Annotated in this window: 15 protein-coding genes; 3 read left to right on the forward strand and 12 right to left on the reverse strand. The window is 43.1% G+C overall.

What is annotated here, in order from left to right:
- Positions 1-5: 5 nt before the first annotated feature.
- From ODU41_RS08045 to ODU41_RS08055, 3 genes are all read right to left on the reverse strand, one after another.
- Positions 6-836 carry a carbohydrate ABC transporter permease gene (locus ODU41_RS08045; protein ID WP_105179874.1) on the reverse strand — a complete coding sequence of 277 codons (831 nt, stop codon included), beginning with the start codon at positions 834-836 and terminating at the stop codon, positions 6-8.
- 10 nt (positions 837-846) lie between these two features.
- Positions 847-1,740, reverse strand: a complete 894-nt coding sequence (locus ODU41_RS08050) for a carbohydrate ABC transporter permease (RefSeq protein WP_105179873.1) — start codon at positions 1,738-1,740, stop codon at positions 847-849.
- 67 nt (positions 1,741-1,807) lie between these two features.
- A complete protein-coding gene (locus tag ODU41_RS08055; RefSeq protein ID WP_024389223.1) occupies positions 1,808-3,082 on the reverse strand; it encodes a sugar ABC transporter substrate-binding protein in 1,275 nt (424 codons plus the stop codon).
- 214 nt (positions 3,083-3,296) lie between these two features.
- Between ODU41_RS08055 and ODU41_RS08060 the strand changes: the two genes are divergently transcribed.
- The gene (locus ODU41_RS08060; protein ID WP_014637344.1) at positions 3,297-4,133 is read left to right on the forward strand and encodes an AraC family transcriptional regulator; all 837 of its coding nucleotides are present in this window, start codon (positions 3,297-3,299) and stop codon (positions 4,131-4,133) included.
- Positions 4,134-4,169: 36 nt separating this feature from the next.
- Here ODU41_RS08060 and tsaD read toward each other — a convergent pair whose 3' ends face one another.
- From tsaD to tsaB, 3 genes are read right to left on the reverse strand one after another with little or no spacing between them, the layout of a single operon-like run.
- Positions 4,170-5,177 carry a tRNA (adenosine(37)-N6)-threonylcarbamoyltransferase complex transferase subunit TsaD gene (gene tsaD, locus ODU41_RS08065; RefSeq protein ID WP_105155990.1) on the reverse strand — a complete coding sequence of 336 codons (1,008 nt, stop codon included), beginning with the start codon at positions 5,175-5,177 and terminating at the stop codon, positions 4,170-4,172.
- Positions 5,167-5,607: a ribosomal protein S18-alanine N-acetyltransferase gene (gene rimI / locus ODU41_RS08070; protein ID WP_367126778.1), complete on the reverse strand. Its 441-nt coding sequence runs from the start codon at positions 5,605-5,607 to the stop codon at positions 5,167-5,169. Before rimI ends, tsaD begins: the two co-directional genes overlap by 11 nt.
- A complete protein-coding gene (tsaB, locus tag ODU41_RS08075) occupies positions 5,604-6,287 on the reverse strand; it encodes a tRNA (adenosine(37)-N6)-threonylcarbamoyltransferase complex dimerization subunit type 1 TsaB (protein WP_398578882.1) in 684 nt (227 codons plus the stop codon). Before tsaB ends, rimI begins: the two co-directional genes overlap by 4 nt.
- A gap of 446 nt (positions 6,288-6,733) precedes the next feature.
- Between tsaB and ODU41_RS08080 the strand changes: the two genes are divergently transcribed.
- Positions 6,734-6,964 carry a DNA-dependent RNA polymerase subunit epsilon gene (locus tag ODU41_RS08080; RefSeq protein WP_002938523.1) on the forward strand — a complete coding sequence of 77 codons (231 nt, stop codon included), beginning with the start codon at positions 6,734-6,736 and terminating at the stop codon, positions 6,962-6,964.
- Between the two features lie 3 nt (positions 6,965-6,967).
- A complete protein-coding gene (rnjA, locus tag ODU41_RS08085) occupies positions 6,968-8,647 on the forward strand; it encodes a ribonuclease J1 (RefSeq protein ID WP_002938522.1) in 1,680 nt (559 codons plus the stop codon).
- Between the two features lie 426 nt (positions 8,648-9,073).
- Here rnjA and glnA read toward each other — a convergent pair whose 3' ends face one another.
- From glnA to fusA, 6 genes are all read right to left on the reverse strand, one after another.
- Positions 9,074-10,420 carry a type I glutamate--ammonia ligase gene (gene glnA, locus ODU41_RS08090; RefSeq protein WP_011921751.1) on the reverse strand — a complete coding sequence of 449 codons (1,347 nt, stop codon included), beginning with the start codon at positions 10,418-10,420 and terminating at the stop codon, positions 9,074-9,076.
- A gap of 28 nt (positions 10,421-10,448) precedes the next feature.
- On the reverse strand, positions 10,449-10,820 hold the full coding sequence (locus ODU41_RS08095; RefSeq protein WP_002940041.1) for a MerR family transcriptional regulator: 372 nt from the start codon (positions 10,818-10,820) through the stop codon (positions 10,449-10,451).
- A 75-nt stretch (positions 10,821-10,895) separates the two neighbouring features.
- Positions 10,896-11,411 (reverse strand): aromatic acid exporter family protein, encoded by a 516-nt coding sequence (locus ODU41_RS08100; RefSeq protein ID WP_024414154.1) that lies wholly within the window; start codon positions 11,409-11,411, stop codon positions 10,896-10,898.
- A gap of 629 nt (positions 11,412-12,040) precedes the next feature.
- On the reverse strand, positions 12,041-13,240 hold the full coding sequence (locus tag ODU41_RS08105) for a phosphoglycerate kinase (RefSeq protein ID WP_014637337.1): 1,200 nt from the start codon (positions 13,238-13,240) through the stop codon (positions 12,041-12,043).
- A gap of 258 nt (positions 13,241-13,498) precedes the next feature.
- Positions 13,499-14,509 (reverse strand): type I glyceraldehyde-3-phosphate dehydrogenase, encoded by a 1,011-nt coding sequence (gap, locus tag ODU41_RS08110; RefSeq protein ID WP_002938507.1) that lies wholly within the window; start codon positions 14,507-14,509, stop codon positions 13,499-13,501.
- 206 nt (positions 14,510-14,715) lie between these two features.
- Complete coding sequence (gene fusA / locus ODU41_RS08115) at positions 14,716-16,797, reverse strand: elongation factor G (protein ID WP_011921743.1); 2,082 nt, start codon at positions 16,795-16,797, stop codon at positions 14,716-14,718.
- Positions 16,798-17,152 lie beyond the last annotated feature (355 nt).

The raw sequence follows: 17,152 nt of genomic DNA on the forward strand, positions 1-17,152 counted from the left end.
GCCTCCTATAATTTTCCACCAGATGTCGCAATCCCTTGGATAAACTGCTTCTGGAATATCACATACAGTACCAACATCGGCCAAATAGCCAAAACACTTGCAGCCATGAGCTGAGGATAGTTAACAGCGTAAGCTCCCTGAATCTTAGAAAGTGCACTAGACAAGGTAGCCTTGTCCGCTTCTGAGTTGATAATCAATGGCCACAACAAATCCTTGAAAGCAAACAAAGCCGTAAAAATCGCTAAGGCAATCAAGCCAGACTTAGCCAAAGGCAACATGACCTTAAAGAAGGTCTGCCCGATATTACAACCATCCAATTTTGCAGATTCCTCCAATTCTTTTGGAAGACCCATGAAAAATTGACGGAGCAAGAATGTACCAAAGGCACTGACAATTCCTGGAAATACCAGAGCAAAAATCGTATTGCGCATACCAAGTTGGTCAATCATCAAATACTGAGGAATGACGAATAACTGAGGTGGCACCATCATTTGAAAGAGGACCAGACCAAACAAGAAATTCCGCCCAGGAAATTCCAAGCGAGCAAAGGCATAAGCTGCCATAGCTGAGAACATAACCGAGCTAAAGATACGCCATACCATCATCAAAATGGTGTTCAGATAGAGTATCGGAAAATTATTAGTCCGAATAGCCTCCGTATAATTGCTCACCATCCACTTACTTGGTAAAAATTGGAAAGGATTCATCTGAGTGGATTCGGTTACCGTTTTAAAAGACGTCAACACCATCCAAACGAATGGGATCAGCATGCCCATTGCCACTAAAATCAAGAAGGCATGCATCCAGATAGTTGATTTAAAAGCTGATTGTTTCACATGAACCTCCTTAACGGTAATGCACCCATTTTTTCTGTACCTTCATCTGAACGAAAGTAACGACAAGAATAATCAATAACAACAACATGACAATGGTAGAACCGTAGCCCTTATCCGAATATTTAAAGGAATTATTGTAAAACAGATAAACCAGAGATACCGTCTTATCATAGGCAGGACTTCGGATGTCTTCCATCATATAGATAACATCAAAGACTTGCATGGATTGAATGCCACTAGTTACCACAACAAAGAACAAGGTCGGCGAAACCAAGGGCAGGGTAATGGAGAAAAATTGCTTGGCTGGACTAGCTCCATCAATGCGAGCCGCCTCATAAAAATCCGTCGGAATTTCTTGTAAACCAGCTAAAATTAAAATCATGCTATAGCCAACAGTACTCCAAATTCCAATCAGAGCAATGGAATAGAGAGCAATCTTTGGATCTTCAATCCAGTTCACAGCACCCAGCCCCAAACGACGCAAGACATAGTTAATCAAGCCGAAGTCCGTATTGTAGAGCCATTTCCAAACCATAGTCACCGCGGCTGGTGCTGCCACCATAGGCAGGAAAAATATTGTCCGATAAATATGCTTCCCTTTAATCTTAGAATTCAACAAAACCGCAAGCAACATGGCCAAGGCAACGGTAGCTGGAACAACTAGAATCGTATATTTCAAGGTATTCCATGTCGCCTGCCACACTTGCGCATCCCCTAACATGCGTTGGTAATTTGCCAAGCCGACAAAGATGTCACCTCTGCCGAAATCTCCACTCTTATGGAAACTCATCTTCATAGTTTGGAAAATAGGAATAATATTGAGCACGACTAATCCGATAATGGTCGGCGCTACCATTGCCCATCCCCAAATTGCCTCATTTAAACTTCCTTTTTTTCGGAACATCTTATCCCCATCCTTCTTCATTTAATAAGAAGGTCCGGGGAAGAATCAACTTCCCAAGACCTCCTACCTATTTTTCAGTTGCTAATTCAGCATTCATCATATCAGCTGTTTCTTTGGCAGCTTCTTCAGTTGCTTTTTCTCCAAGATAAGCAGGTTTCAATAGCTCGTAAGCCTTATCTTCCCACTTGATGGTTGTTTGTGAATATGGACGAATCTGTGCATAATCCACCATGTCAACATAGTTCTTGATAGCAAAGTTTTTATTTGAATCTACCCAAGTATCTGCCGCGCCTTTATAAGCCGAGATTGCCACACCAAGTGTTGCCTGCATTTCTTGTGCCTCTTTTGAGCTGAGGTATTCAACCCATTTCCAAGCAGCATCTGGATGTTTAGTGGTAGCAGCAATGGCATGACCCAATCCATTAAAGATGGTTGCACGAGTTCCATCTGGCCCTTTTGGCAAGACAGCTACATCAGCATTTTCACGAATGTAGTCATTAGCAGTGAAACCAGATAAATTCCAAGAACCGAAGACGCTCATAGCCACTTGACCGTTTTGGAATGCTTCGGCCCGCTCTTTATCCACTGTAATAGCTGGTGAAATTTTTTCTTTGACAAAGCTAAAGTAGTAATCCAAGGCTTCTATGGTCTTAGGATCATCGTAGCCTGATTTCAAATCATCAGTAATAACCTTACCACCATTTTGATAGATAAAGTTGTAGTAGCCCTCTTGGTTACTCAAACCAGCACCAAAACCATATTGGCTACCATCTGGCTTGGTCAATTGTTTTGCCACTTCCTTCAACTTGTTCCAATCCCAAGTATCGTCTGGGTATGGAATACCTGCTTCGTCAAATAATTTTTTATTGTACCAAAGACCAATTGTATCGAAATCTTTTGGAATAGCGTATTGCTTACCATTTATGTTGTAGATTTCATTCAAACCATCTGGGAAATTAGCTAGTTTAGCATCTTCACTCTTGGCTAAGTATTCATCCAATGGCAATAGCATTTCATTGGAACCATAGCGATAAATCTCATTTGAATGCATCCAGAAGGTATCAGGCAATGAACCACCTGTCGCACCAGCTTCTAGCATGGTCCAGTAAGAATCCCAGTCAGATACTTGAATATTGATTTTAATATCTGGATTCTTTTTCTCAAATTCATCCGCAATCTTTCTCAAACCAGGTTCCTGACCAGAATCCCAAATAGCATAGGATATTTCTGTCTTTCCTGAACTACTTCCTTCCGTAGCTTTACTAGACTCAGTCGAAGTAGAACACGCTGCCAGTAGGCCTGCAGCCGCAAACAAGGTAACATAGCGACCAAATTTCTTCATGGTAATACTCCTTTTCTTTTGTCGAATACGTCGACGAACTTTGTTGTTTCTACTATAACTATAACATGTAAGCGCTTTATAATAAAATAGGAATATTTGACATCTTCTATATGATTTTGGGATATTTTTTAATTTTTTCAAATAAAATGTCACATTTACATATAAATATGTTATACTATTTGTAAGCCTTTACATTTTTTGTGGAGAGAATACAATGAAAATACAACCTGAATTTTACGTCTTTAATAACAGATCCTATGTAGATTTTTACCCCATCCAATTTGGCATGGAAGCCTGTAAGCCACTTCACTCATTCGGCCCAACTATGAAACAACACTACCTGTTTCACTACATCATCTCTGGTTCAGGTACTTTTTACGATACCTCCGACCAACGTGAATACCACCTAACCGCAGGACAGGGCTTTCTTATCTCCCCAGATGCCATCTGTAGCTACGAAGCAGACGCGAAGGACCCCTGGACCTATATCTGGCTTGAATTTGACGGTCTGAAAACTGAGCACTTTCTCAGACAAGCAGGACTCTCAAAAGAGCAACCTATTTTTTCGCAACGAGAAATGCCCACCTCTAGCCCTGTCTACCATGAAATGAAACAAATTCTCGCGCTCCATCACCAAAAAAGCGCCTGCCTTCTTGGGCACCTCTACCTCTTTATCTCCTATCTCATCGACTGTTCTCTGACCAAAACAAGCAGTAAACACGATGAAAACAAGGAATTCTATATACGAGAGGCCATCAACTTCGTAGAACGAAACTATGAGAAAGCTATATCCGTCGATGATTTGGCACAAGTATGCAACCTCAACCGCCACTACTTCAGTCGCCTATTCAAGGAGCAAATGAACATCTCACCTCAACAATTTATCATCCAATACCGACTCAGCGAAGCCTGCGAACTCTTAAAAAACACCACTAAGACACTACAGGAAATTGCTGAAGAAATCGGCTACTCCAACCAATTCAATTTTTCAACTGCTTTTAAAAGACATTACCAAATTTCTCCAAATCGCTGGCGAAAAATCCACAAATAAACCTCTTACGTATCATTGACGTAAGAGGTTTTTATTCTATAAATTCTCAAAAGCCAGACTAGGCTTGGCATTGAGGTCCCAGCCAGCAAGGTTTTCCTTATTATACTCACTGACCGCTGCCAAGGCAATCATGCCCGCATTGTCACCGCAGAGTCGAAGCGGGGGAATGATGACCTCCACATCGGTGATTTCAGCCGCCAACCGCTTTCGCAAGCCCTGATTGGCTGCCACACCGCCCGCTACAACCAAGGTCTTGACAGGGTATTGCTCCAAGGCCTTCTTGGTCTTAGCCATAAGGATGTCTATAACACAGGCTTGGAAAGAAGCTGACAGGTCCGCGTTGGACAAGGTTTCCCCTTTCTGCTGAGCATTGTGGTAGAGGTTGATAAAGGCGGATTTCAAACCAGAGAAAGAAAACTCCAGATTATCCTCCTTAATCATAGCACGAGGGAAGTCGTAAATATCCTGCCCCTCATGTGCCAATTCGTCAATCACACGACCAGCTGGATAGGGTAGACCCATGACCCGTCCTACCTTATCATAGGCCTCTCCGACCGCATCATCTCGCGTTTCACCGACAATCTTGTAGTCGCCCGCTTCTGACACATAGACCAACTCCGTGTGCCCACCGCTGACCAAAAGAGCCAAAAGTGGAAACTCCAACTCCTTGACCGCACGCGCCGCCATCAAATGCCCTGCCATGTGGTTGACAGGAATGAGTGGCAGACCGTTAGCCCAGGCAAAGGCCTTGGCAGCCGAAATCCCGACTAGCAAGGCACCGACCAAGCCAGGCCCATAGGTCACAGCCACAGCCGTCAAGTCCTCTGCCGTCACTTCCGCCTCCAACAAGGCCTCCTCGATACAGGCCGTTATCACTTCCACATGGTGACGGCTGGCCACTTCAGGCACCACCCCACCAAACCGCTGATGGCTGGCAATCTGGCTGGCAATGACATTGGACAAAAGCTCCGCGTCATTTCGTAAAACAGCCACCGAGGTCTCGTCACAGGAGGTCTCAATCGCCAAAATCAATCTATCTTTCATCACGTTCTCTCTTCATCATCACCGCGTCCTCAACAGGATGGCGGTAGTAGTCTTTTCGTTTTCCTATTTTGGTAAAATGCTGGCGTGTATAGAGGGCCTGAGCTGCACTGTTGGACTCCCTCACTTCGAGGAAGATGTCCCCATCCCAGTCCATCACAGCAGCCATCAGTTGACTGGCGATTCCCATCCTCTGAAAATCAGCCTTGACAGCAATCTGCAAGATTTCCATCTCATCCAGTACCGTCTGAACAGCCAAAAATCCGACCAATTCCTGACCTTTATAGGCCAGATAGTAGTCCTCATCCTGACTAGACATGCTAGAGGCAATCTGTTCCAAAGTCCATGGAGATGTTTCGTAAACTGACTGCATAACTGCCAAAACAGCCTCCGCCAGATTTTCCTGGCCGTCGTAGTGCTTAATCTCTATCATACACGCTTGATATAACTTTCTGAGCCAGCTTGGTTGTCCTTGAGCCAGTTTTCCTCTGCCTCTACCCGCTTGAGATAGTTAGGCTCAAAGCTAGTGACATCTACAGCTGGTAGATCTTGACCGATTACTGCCAATTGATAGGCAGACGGCAGACTGGCTTGATACTGAGCAGTTGGCAGAGCTTGCTCGATTTGCTCGATAAAGTTTTCTACTTCGCCAACAAAGGTGATGTTTCCCTTACCAGACAGGCTAGAAAGCAAGTCTTCAAAAGACCAGTAGCGGTCTGGCTCGACTGCTCTGCCATTTTCATAAACACCTGCATAGACGCAGTTACGGCGGGCATCAATGAGGGGCACCACCAGACCCGTCAGGCCAGGAGGAACCAGAGACTGAAGACTGGATAGCCCCACCAAGTCAATCTTGAGGGTGTAGGCCAGAGTCTTGGCAGTCGCCACCGCCACACGAAGACCCGTGTAGGAACCAGGTCCCTGAGCGACCACGATCCTATCCAGGTCTTTGGGCGTCCATCCCACCTGTGCTACCAAAAAATCGACCACGGGCATGAGGCTGATACTATGATTTTTCTTAACGGCCAGCAGGGTTTCCGCCTGCAAACGACCGTCCTCCACCAAGGCAACCGACAGAGCCTGATTGGAGCTGTCTAAAGCTAGTATTTTCATAAATTTCTCTTTCTGTACAATGCTACTCTCTATTGTAAGCTATCTTGGATATTTTTTCAAATAATGAAAAGAATCGGTTGTGATTTCTAGTAGGTTAATGGATCGAACCGATTTGTCATTCTAGTAAGTCACATCACTATCTGGCAGTTGACAGGCTTTTCTCGGCACAATTGAACTTAGTCTTAGTAATCCCAACACACTCGGAATCCTAACTCATTTCTTTGATTTATCCCCTTCTGAAATACCGAATTTCTGAAAATCATGACACTTTTCCATTTTCCTACCAAACCCTTTTACCATCAGCAAATTTTATGGTATAATGAAGAGTACATTTAGACTGAATAAATTGACAACTCGAGAAAATTGAATAGGCATTACCAGACAGCCCCAACTGTTTGGGGCTTTTTTCATAGTTGCCAGTCAAAAAGAAAGGAACTATACTACACATGATTTATAAAGTATTCTATCAAGAATCAAAAATTAGCCCACGTCGCGAGCAGACACGTGCTCTTTATCTAGACATCGATGCTGCATCAGAATTGGAAGGTCGTATTATCGCGCGTGAATTGGTGGAAACCAACCGCCCTGAATACAATATCGAATTTATCGACCTCTTATCAGACAATCATCTTGAATACGAGAAAGAGCACGCAGATTTCAAAATTACGGAGTTTTAATCCATGTCATCAGTCAATCTAAAACCTCATGAAGTTGGCGTTTTCGCCATCGGTGGTTTGGGAGAAATCGGGAAAAACACCTACGGTATCGAGTATAAGGATGAAATTCTCATCGTCGATGCCGGTATCAAGTTCCCAGAAGATGACCTATTGGGTATCGACTACGTTATCCCAGACTACTCCTACATCGTTGAAAACCTAGACCGCGTTAAAGGTCTGGTTATTACCCACGGGCACGAAGACCACATCGGAGGCATTCCCTTCTTACTCAAGCAGGCCAATGTCCCAATCTATGCTGGACCTTTAGCCCTTGCCCTTATTCGAGGCAAATTGGAAGAACACGGACTGCTCCGTGATGCGACCTTGCATGAAATCAATCATAATACAGAGTTGACCTTCAAGCACCTCAAAGTCAGCTTCTTCCGCACCACCCACTCCATTCCAGAACCACTTGGTATCGTCGTTGACACCCCGCAAGGAAAAATCGTCTGTACCGGTGACTTCAAGTTCGACTTCACTCCAGTTGGCGAGCCAGCAGACCTTCACCGCATGGCTGCCCTCGGTGAAGAAGGCGTTCTCTGCCTCCTCTCCGACTCGACAAATGCTGAAGTCCCAACCTTCACCAACTCGGAAAAAGTGGTCGGTCAGTCCATTATGAAGCTGATTGAAGGCATCCATGGACGTATCATCTTTGCTTCCTTTGCCTCCAACATCTTCCGTCTCCAACAGGCGGCTGATGCAGCGGTTAAGACCGGACGCAAGATCGCTGTTTTTGGACGTTCCATGGAAAAAGCCATTGTTAACGGTATCGAGCTCGGCTACATCAAGGTGCCTAAGGATACCTTCATCGAGCCAAACGAGATTAAAGAATACCCTGCCAGCGAGATCATGATTCTCTGTACAGGTAGTCAAGGGGAGCCTATGGCAGCCCTCTCTCGCATCGCCCACGGTACCCACCGTCAAGTGCAACTCCAGCCAGGCGACACGGTTATCTTCTCGTCCAGTCCTATTCCGGGAAATACCACAGGTGTCAACAAGCTCATCAATATCTTGATTGAAGCCGGTGTCGATGTGATTCACGGCAAGATTAACAACATCCATACCTCTGGGCACGGTGGTCAACAAGAGCAAAAACTCATGCTCCGCTTGATCAAACCAAAATACTTCATGCCTGTCCATGGTGAATACCGCATGCAAAAAATCCATGCCAGCCTAGCTGTTGATACAGGCGTTCCAAAAGATAACATCTTCATCATGGAAAACGGAGATGTCCTTGCTCTGACAAAAGATTCTGCACGTCTCGCAGGTCAATTCAACGCCCAAGACATCTATGTCGATGGAAACCGCATCGGTGAAATCGGCGCAGCAGTCCTCAAAGACCGCCGCGATCTTTCAGAAGATGGTGTTGTCCTTGCAGTAGCCACTGTCGATTTTAATTCTAAGATGATATTAGCAGGACCAGACATCCTCAGTCGCGGTTTTATCTATATGAGAGAATCTGGCGAGCTCATTCGCGAAAGCCAACGCGTCCTTTTCAACGCTATCCGCATCGCCATGCGCAACAAAGACGCAAATATCCAAACAGTCAACGGCGCCATTGTTAACGCCCTACGACCATTCCTATACGAAAAAACAGAGCGTGAACCAATCATTATCCCAATGATTCTGACGCCTGACCGATAACACACTAAAATCCCATAGGTGAACCTCTGGGATTTATTTTATATTAATACTCTTCGAAAATCAAAATTATCCGTTGTCAACTTGCCTTGATGAACTCCAGTTCTATCTTTGGCTTCGTTTCCTAGGCTACTTTTGATTTTCATTGAGTATAACAAGATAACCCAGCTTGAAAAAAGACCGATTTCAAGCTCATATCCATCCCCTCGCCCTGCTATTTCTTAGCTCAGGCTGAAACAGTCTCTTCCCAGACTACTTCACTCCACTGGACCATTACTCGCTCTCTGATTTTCAAGCTCATGAACAAAGGACCCGTTGGGGTCCTAATTCGCTATCTGGTTTTCAAGCTCATGAAAAAATGGTCCTAGCAACATTACTCGCTTTCCAATTTCTCGGCTCATGAACAAAGGACCCGTCGGGGTCCTTTGTTTAATACATATCCAAATAGTTGTCGATTTCCCATTGAGAAACGTAGGTTGCGTAGCTTGCCCATTCGATTTTCTTAGCTTCCAAGAAATTCGTATAGATATGATCACCTAGAGCTGCACGAACTACCTCATCTTCACGAAGAGCTTTCAATGCATTGTGAAGAGTTGAAGGAAGATCAGTGATTCCTGCTTCACGACGCTCCTCATCAGACATTGCATAGATATTAGATTCTACTGGTGCTGGTGCTTCAATTTTATTTTGAATACCTTCCAAGCCAACTTCCAACAGAACGGCCATAGCTAAGTATGGGTTGGCAGTTGGATCAACCGAGCGCAATTCCAAACGAGTTCCCATTCCACGTGATGCAGGTACGCGAACCAATGGTGAGCGGTTTTTACCAGCCCAAGCAATATACACAGGAGCTTCAAAGCCTGGAACCAAACGCTTGTAAGAGTTCACTGTCGGGTTTGTAATAGCAGTATAGTTATAAGCATGCTTAATCAAACCACCAAGGAAATGGTAAGCAGTTTGAGACAGCTGCATACCGCGAGGATCTTCTGGATCAAAGAAGGCATTGTTTCCATCCTTGTCAAAGAGGGACATGTTGCAGTGCATACCTGAGCCAGCAATACCAAACTTAGGCTTGGCCATAAATGTCGCATACATACCATGCTTACGAGCAATTGTTTTAACAACTAACTTGAAGATTTGAATATTGTCACAAGCTTTTAAGACATCCGCATATTTGAAGTCAATTTCATGCTGACCTACTGCCACTTCGTGATGGCTCGCTTCAACTTCAAAGCCCATCTCTGTCAAGACATTGACGATTTCGCGACGTGTATTATCAGCCAAGTCCGTTGGTGCGAGGTCAAAGTAACCACCTTTATCATTTACTTCAAGCGTTGGATTTCCTTGTTCGTCCATCTTAAAGAGGAAGAATTCTGGTTCTGGACCAAGGTTGAATGAAGAGAAACCTGCCTCTTCCATGTGACGAAGCGATTTCTTCAAATTTCCACGTGGGTCACCAGCAAAAGGCTTAGCATCTGTTGTATAAATATCACAAATCAAGCCAGCCACACGGCCATTTTCATCACCCCAAGGGAAGATAGTCCATGTATCCAAGTCTGGGTAAAGATACATATCTGATTCATTGATACGAACAAATCCTTCAATAGATGAACCATCAAACATGACCTTATTTGACAAAACCTTTTCGACCTGCTCATCAGTTGCTGGAATTTCTACGTTTTTCATCACTCCCATGATGTCTGTAAACATAAGACGTAGGAAGGTAACGTTTTTCTCTTTGATATCGCGCTTGATATCTGCCACTGTGAATGTCATTATTTTTCTCCTCTATTTTAAAAGCTAATTACGACGAACGGAAAATGGAACTAGGACTTGAAAATCGTCCCTGACGACTGAATTCATCATGTAAGATACGACGGACATCTTCATCAGTCAAGGTTTTCTGCTGCTTTTGGACCTTAGCTTTCGCTTCCCGATTTGCATATTCCTTCTTAATCGCAGCAATATTCAAACCTTCATCCAAAAAATCCTTGATTTCTAAAAGTAAGTCCATATCGTTTAGAGAATACAAGCGACGATTCCCTTCATTGCGATCGGGCTTAATCAAGCCTTGATCTTCATAGTAACGAATTTGACGAGCAGTTAAATCTGTCAACTTCATCACACTACCGATCGGAAAGATGGCTAAGGAACGACGAAACTCTTTTTCTCTCATAACGAACTCCTTTCTGCCTACCATTATAGGAGAATTTTTTTTTGAGGTCAATAGGCGATGTTATATTTTGTGACATCATTTATCCTGAAAACGTTTTTTTATAACATTCACATCATAATTAACTAGAATCGCAATGAAAACTCCGATAAAAGTTTCAAACACACGAATAAACACATATTGAATCGTATCACCAGCAGGAATAGACAATGTAATAATTAATAAAGCTGACACTCCACCAATAATTCCCGCTTTATTATTCATCGCCACATTTGTCATAATCGTTAACATGACAAATATCGGAACAAAAACCGCAGTTACCCAAAAATGATCTAAGAATAATCTATCCAAAATAAAGAAAAGTAGCGCATAAAAACCACCAATAGAATTACCCAGAATACGAGAAGCTCCAAAATGGACACTCTGATCGAAGTCTTCTCGTAAACTAAACACAGCCGTCAAAGCCGCAATCTGAATCCCTTGCCACCCCATAAAACCAAACAAAAGAATAACTAGGAAGACTGCCAAACCCGATTTGAACGTCCGCATCCCCAACCGAAATTTCTTTGGATCAAATGTATATTTTTTTAACATACCTCTATTCTAACATGATTTCGGAAAATAGAATAGCAAATACCTGCCCAGCTTTTCTTTTCTCCTAAGCTCGACAGGAAAAGCCTCCTGTTCACACCAGCTTTTCAAAAAACCAATAATCTGCCACTTTAAATCAGCTGCAAGAAGGAACCCAGAAGTAAGATAAACGAATAGACGCTGTAAAAAAACAACGTCTTTTTACATTTATATTTTTGTTTGGTAGCTGAATGGCAGTTGTGACCAACCTATTCAGCCTTACGGAGTTCAAATAGCCCAGTGGACTATTTGAAGTTAGCACCCTATAAAAACAAAGTGACGAGCAACGGAATCATTTTTGACAGAAGCTTCGCTTCTTCTATTTCCAACCTCAAAATATCCCCCAGATATTTTGAGCTGACTTACCGCCTATTTTTCAGTAAGTGCTGCGAGACCAGGCAATACTTTTCACCTTGCTAGACTTTCTAACTCGCTTAGCTTCGTAGAAACTCTACGCGATGCACAAAATGCAACGGAAATCCGTTGCATTTTAGCCTTTACCTAGGCTGATTTTCTAACTCACTACGTTCACAGAAAATCTAGCCTTTGCACTAGAAAAGAGCTGGTTGCCCAACTCTTTTCGTCGCAAGTTTTTACTTTTCAGTAAGAGCTGCAAGTCCTGGAAGCACTTTGCCCTCAAGAAGTTCCATTGATGCACCACCACCAGTTGAGATCCATGAGAACTTGTCTGCACGGCCAAGGTTGATAGCCGCTGCTGCTGAGTCACCACCACCGATGATTGATTTCACGCCTGGTTGTTTCACGATCGCGTCCATTACACCGATTGTACCAGCTTGGAAGTCTGGGTTTTCAAATACACCCATAGGTCCATTCCAAACAACTGTTTTCGCACCAGTCAAAGCTTCGTCAAACTTAGCGATTGACTTAGGACCGATGTCAAGACCAAGGAAGCCTTCTGAAACTGCTTCGCCTTCAGTGTCGCGAACTTCAGTGTATCCAGCAAATGCGTTAGCTTCTTTTGAGTCAACTGGCAAGATCAATTTACCGTTAGCTTTTTCAAGAAGTGCTTTTGCTACATCCAATTTATCTTCTTCTACAAGTGAGTTACCGATTTCGATACCTTGAGCTTTGTAGAATGTATACGTCATACCACCACCGATAAGAACTTTATCAGCTTTTTCAAGAAGGTTCTCGATAACACCGATCTTATCAGATACTTTTGAACCACCAAGGATTGCTACAAATGGGCGTTCTGGAGTTTCAACAGCTTCTTGGATGTAAGCAATTTCGTTTTCCAAAAGGAAACCAGCTACTGCTTTTTCTACGTTTGCTGAGATACCAACGTTTGATGCGTGTGCACGGTGTGCAGTACCAAATGCGTCGTTAACGAAGATACCGTCACCAAGTGAAGCCCAGTATTTACCAAGTTCTTCGTCGTTTTTAGATTCTTTCTTACCATCAACATCTTCGAAACGAGTGTTTTCAACAAGGAGAACTTGTCCATCTTCCAAAGCATTGATAGCTGCTTCCAATTCAGCACCACGAGTAGCACCTGCAATGAAAGCAACGTCTTGACCCAATTTAGCTGCCAAGTCAGCTGCTACAGGAGCCAATGATTTACCTTCTTTGTCAGCTTCTTCTTTCACACGACCAAGGTGAGAGAAAAGAATTGCACGTCCACCTTGCTCAAGAATATACTTGATAGTTGGAAGAGCTGCTGTAATACGGTTATCGTTAGTGATAACGCCATCTTTCAAAGGCACGTTGAAGTCCACGCGAACAAGAACTTTTTTGCCTTTCAATTCTACATCTTTAACAGTCAATTTTGCCATTAGATAAGAACTCCTTAAATTATATTTACTTTACCATTGTATCATATTTTCTGTATTTTTTCTTGCATAAAGATATTTTTTTCACAAATGTTATGAAATCTAAAACTATCGCCTCGTAATCAGATTTTTCAAATTCTAAAATTGCCAAACCAGAAACAACTCATCTCATTCATATTTTTAGCATAAGAAAACAGCCATATTCCAGCAATCCGAAAATACAAAAAAAGAGGCCGAAGCCTCTTCGATTTTCACTAAGGATTATTTAGCGATTTTTGCGAAGTACTCAAGAGTACGAACAAGTTGTGCAGTGTAAGACATTTCGTTGTCGTACCATGAAACAACTTTAACCAATTGCTCGCCATCAACTTCGATAACTTTAGTTTGAGTTGCATCAAACAATGAACCGAATGAGATACCTACGATATCTGAAGATACGATTTGGTCTTCAGTGTAACCAAATGATTCAGTAGCAGCAGCTTTCATAGCAGCGTTTACTTCTTCAGCAGTTACTTTCTTGTCAAGAGTTGCAACCAATTCAGTTACAGAACCTGTTGGAACTGGAACACGTTGTGCAGCACCGTCAAGTTTACCGTTCAATTCTGGGATTACCAAGCCGATAGCTTTAGCAGCACCAGTTGAGTTAGGAACGATGTTTGCAGCAGCAGCACGTGCACGACGAAGGTCACCACCACGGTGTGGTCCGTCAAGAACCATTTGGTCACCAGTGTAACCGTGGATTGTAGTCATCAAACCTTTTTGAACGCCAAATGCATCGTGAAGAGCTTTAGCCATTGGTGCCAAACAGTTTGTAGTACATGAAGCACCTGAGATAACTGTTTCAGTACCATCAAGGATGTCGTGGTTAGTGTTGAAAACAACAGTCTTAACATCGTTACCACCAGGAGCAGTGATAACAACTTTTTTAGCACCGTTAGCGTGGATGTGTTGCTCAGCTTTTTCTTTAGAAGCAAAGAAACCTGTAGCTTCCAAAACGATATCTACGCCATCAGTAGCCCAGTCGATGTTTCCTGGCTCGCGCTCAGCAGAAACTTTAACGAATTTACCGTTAACTTCGAAACCACCGTCTTTAACTTCAACAGTACCGTCGAAACGACCTTGAGTTGTGTCATATTTCAACAAGTGTGCAAGCATTACTGGATCTGTAAGGTCGTTGATACGAGTAACTTCAACACCTTCTACGTTTTGGATACGACGGAAAGCAAGACGACCGATACGTCCGAAACCGTTAATACCAACTTTAACTACCATGAATGATTTCCTCCTTATGAAAATCGAGTTCTTTATTTTAAAAGGCAAGCCTTTTAATCCTTTTGTGAAAATATTAACTTGTAAGCCTACAAGCATCTTTTCAACGTTTTTATTATATAACTATTTACCGAAAATTGCAAGAGTTTGCATACTTTAATGCAGGAACTTACATAGAAAAAGGCAGCCGAAGCTGCCTTGGTTAGCAATTATGCATTGCCACCGTTTTTCTTAATGATTTCATCTTGTACAGATTTTGGTACATCTTCGTAGTGGTCAAATACCATCATGAAAGTACCGCGACCTTGTGTTGCTGAACGAAGAACAGTTGCGTAACCGAACATTTCAGCAAGTGGAACATAAGCACGAACGATTTGTGTGTTACCACGAGCTTCCATACCATCAACGCGACCACGACGTGCAGTAACGTGACCCATAACGTCACCAAGGTTATCTTCTGGTGCAGTGATTGTTACAAGCATCATTGGCTCAAGGATAGTTGGTTGAGCTGATTTAGCTGCTTCTTTAAGGGCAAGAGATGCTGCCACTTTGAAGGCTGTTTCAGATGAGTCGACATCGTGGTATGAACCATCGTAAAGCTTAGCTTTAACGTCAACGATTGGGTAACCAGCAAGAACACCGTTCGCCATAGATTCTACGAGACCTTTTTCAACCGCTGGGATGAATTCACGTGGAACCACACCACCAACGATAGCATTCTCGAACTCGAAACCTTTACCTTCTTCGTTTGGTGTGAATTCGATCCAAACGTCACCGAATTGACCTTTACCACCAGACTGGCGTTTGAAGAAACCACGAGCTTGTGTAGAAGCGCGGAATGTTTCACGGTATGATACTTGAGGAGCACCTACGTTTGCTTCAACCTTGAATTCACGACGCATACGGTCAACAAGGACATCCAAGTGCAACTCACCCATACCAGAGATAACTGTTTCACCAGTTTCAACGTTTGTTTCAACGCGGAATGTTGGATCTTCTTCAGCCAATTTAGAAAGGGCAATACCCATCTTGTCTTGGTCAGCTTTAGACTTAGGCTCAACCATCAATTGGATAACTGGTTCTGGAACGTGGATTGACTCAAGGATGATTTTTGCTTTTTCATCTGTCAATGAGTCACCAGTTGTAGTATCTTTCAAACCAACCGCAGCGGCGATGTCACCTGCATAAACAGTTTCAATTTCTTGACGGCTGTTTGCGTGCATTTGAAGGATACGTCCGATACGCTCACGTTTACCTTTAGAAGTGTTCAATACGTATGAACCGCTGTTAAGAACACCTGAGTATACACGGAAGAATGTCAAACGACCTACGAATGGGTCAGTCATGATCTTGAAGGCAAGAGCTGCAAATGGCTCCTCATCTGATGCATGACGCTCTTCTTCAGCATCTGTATCTGGGTTAACACCTTTAATAGCAGGGATGTCAAGTGGGCTTGGAAGGTAGTCGATAACTGCATCAAGCATCAACTGAACACCTTTGTTTTTGAAGGCTGAACCACACAATACTGGGAAGAATTCAACGTTGATAGTTGCTTTACGGATAGCAGCTTTCAATTCGTCATTTGTGATTTCTTCACCTTCAAGGTATTTCATCATCAATTCTTCATCAGTTTCAGCAACTGCTTCAACCAATTTTTCACGGTATTCTTCAGCTTGCTCAAGGTATTCAGCTGGAATATCTTCTTCAAGAATATCTGTACCAAGGTCGTTAGTATAGATTTCAGCTTTCATCTTGATCAAGTCGATGATACCACGGAACTCATCTTCTGAACCTATTGGCAATTGGATTGGGTGAGCATTTGCTTGAAGACGCTCATGAAGTGTGCTCACTGAGTAAAGGAAGTCAGCACCGATTTTATCCATTTTGTTAGCGAATACGATACGTGGAACACCGTATTCAGTTGCTTGACGCCATACTGTTTCAGTTTGTGGCTCAACACCTGATTGTGAGTCAAGAACGGTTACTGCACCATCAAGAACGCGAAGTGAACGTTGTACTTCGATTGTAAAGTCCACGTGTCCTGGTGTGTCGATGATGTTTACACGGTGGTTGTTCCATTGAGCTGTTGTCGCAGCAGATGTGATAGTGATACCACGCTCTTGCTCTTGCTCCATCCAGTCCATTTGTGATGCACCTTCGTGAGTTTCACCAATTTTGTGGATTTTACCAGTGTAGTAAAGAATACGCTCAGTTGTCGTTGTTTTACCCGCGTCAACGTGCGCCATGATACCGATATTACGAGTTTTTTCTAATGAAAATTCGCGTGCCATGAGGTTTGTTCTCCTATATTTTTAGATTTCTATTCTGATTATACCATATTTTAAGAAAAGCGAGTGGGCAAATCCCACCCGCTTAAGTTCTTACTAATGGTGTGAAGTGGATGAGGCAAGCCTCAATCCGATTTGTGATGGTTGAACGATAAGTTGCTACCATAATCTCAATTGATTTATGTAGAACTGACTTAACGTCCTCACATCCTAATTGAACTCGGGCTACAACTCACTGACAAAAAGAGACGCAGTTGTTTTGGCTTTAGCCAATTACAAATGGGGCTACCTTTAGGTGAGAACCTCATTGATTGCACAGCAATCTGCTTCGCTTCCCTATTTTGTTTAGGAGTTGCTT

Source organism: Streptococcus sp. 2022WUSS083, assembly GCF_044427155.1.
GTDB lineage: Bacteria > Bacillota > Bacilli > Lactobacillales > Streptococcaceae > Streptococcus > Streptococcus hashimotonensis.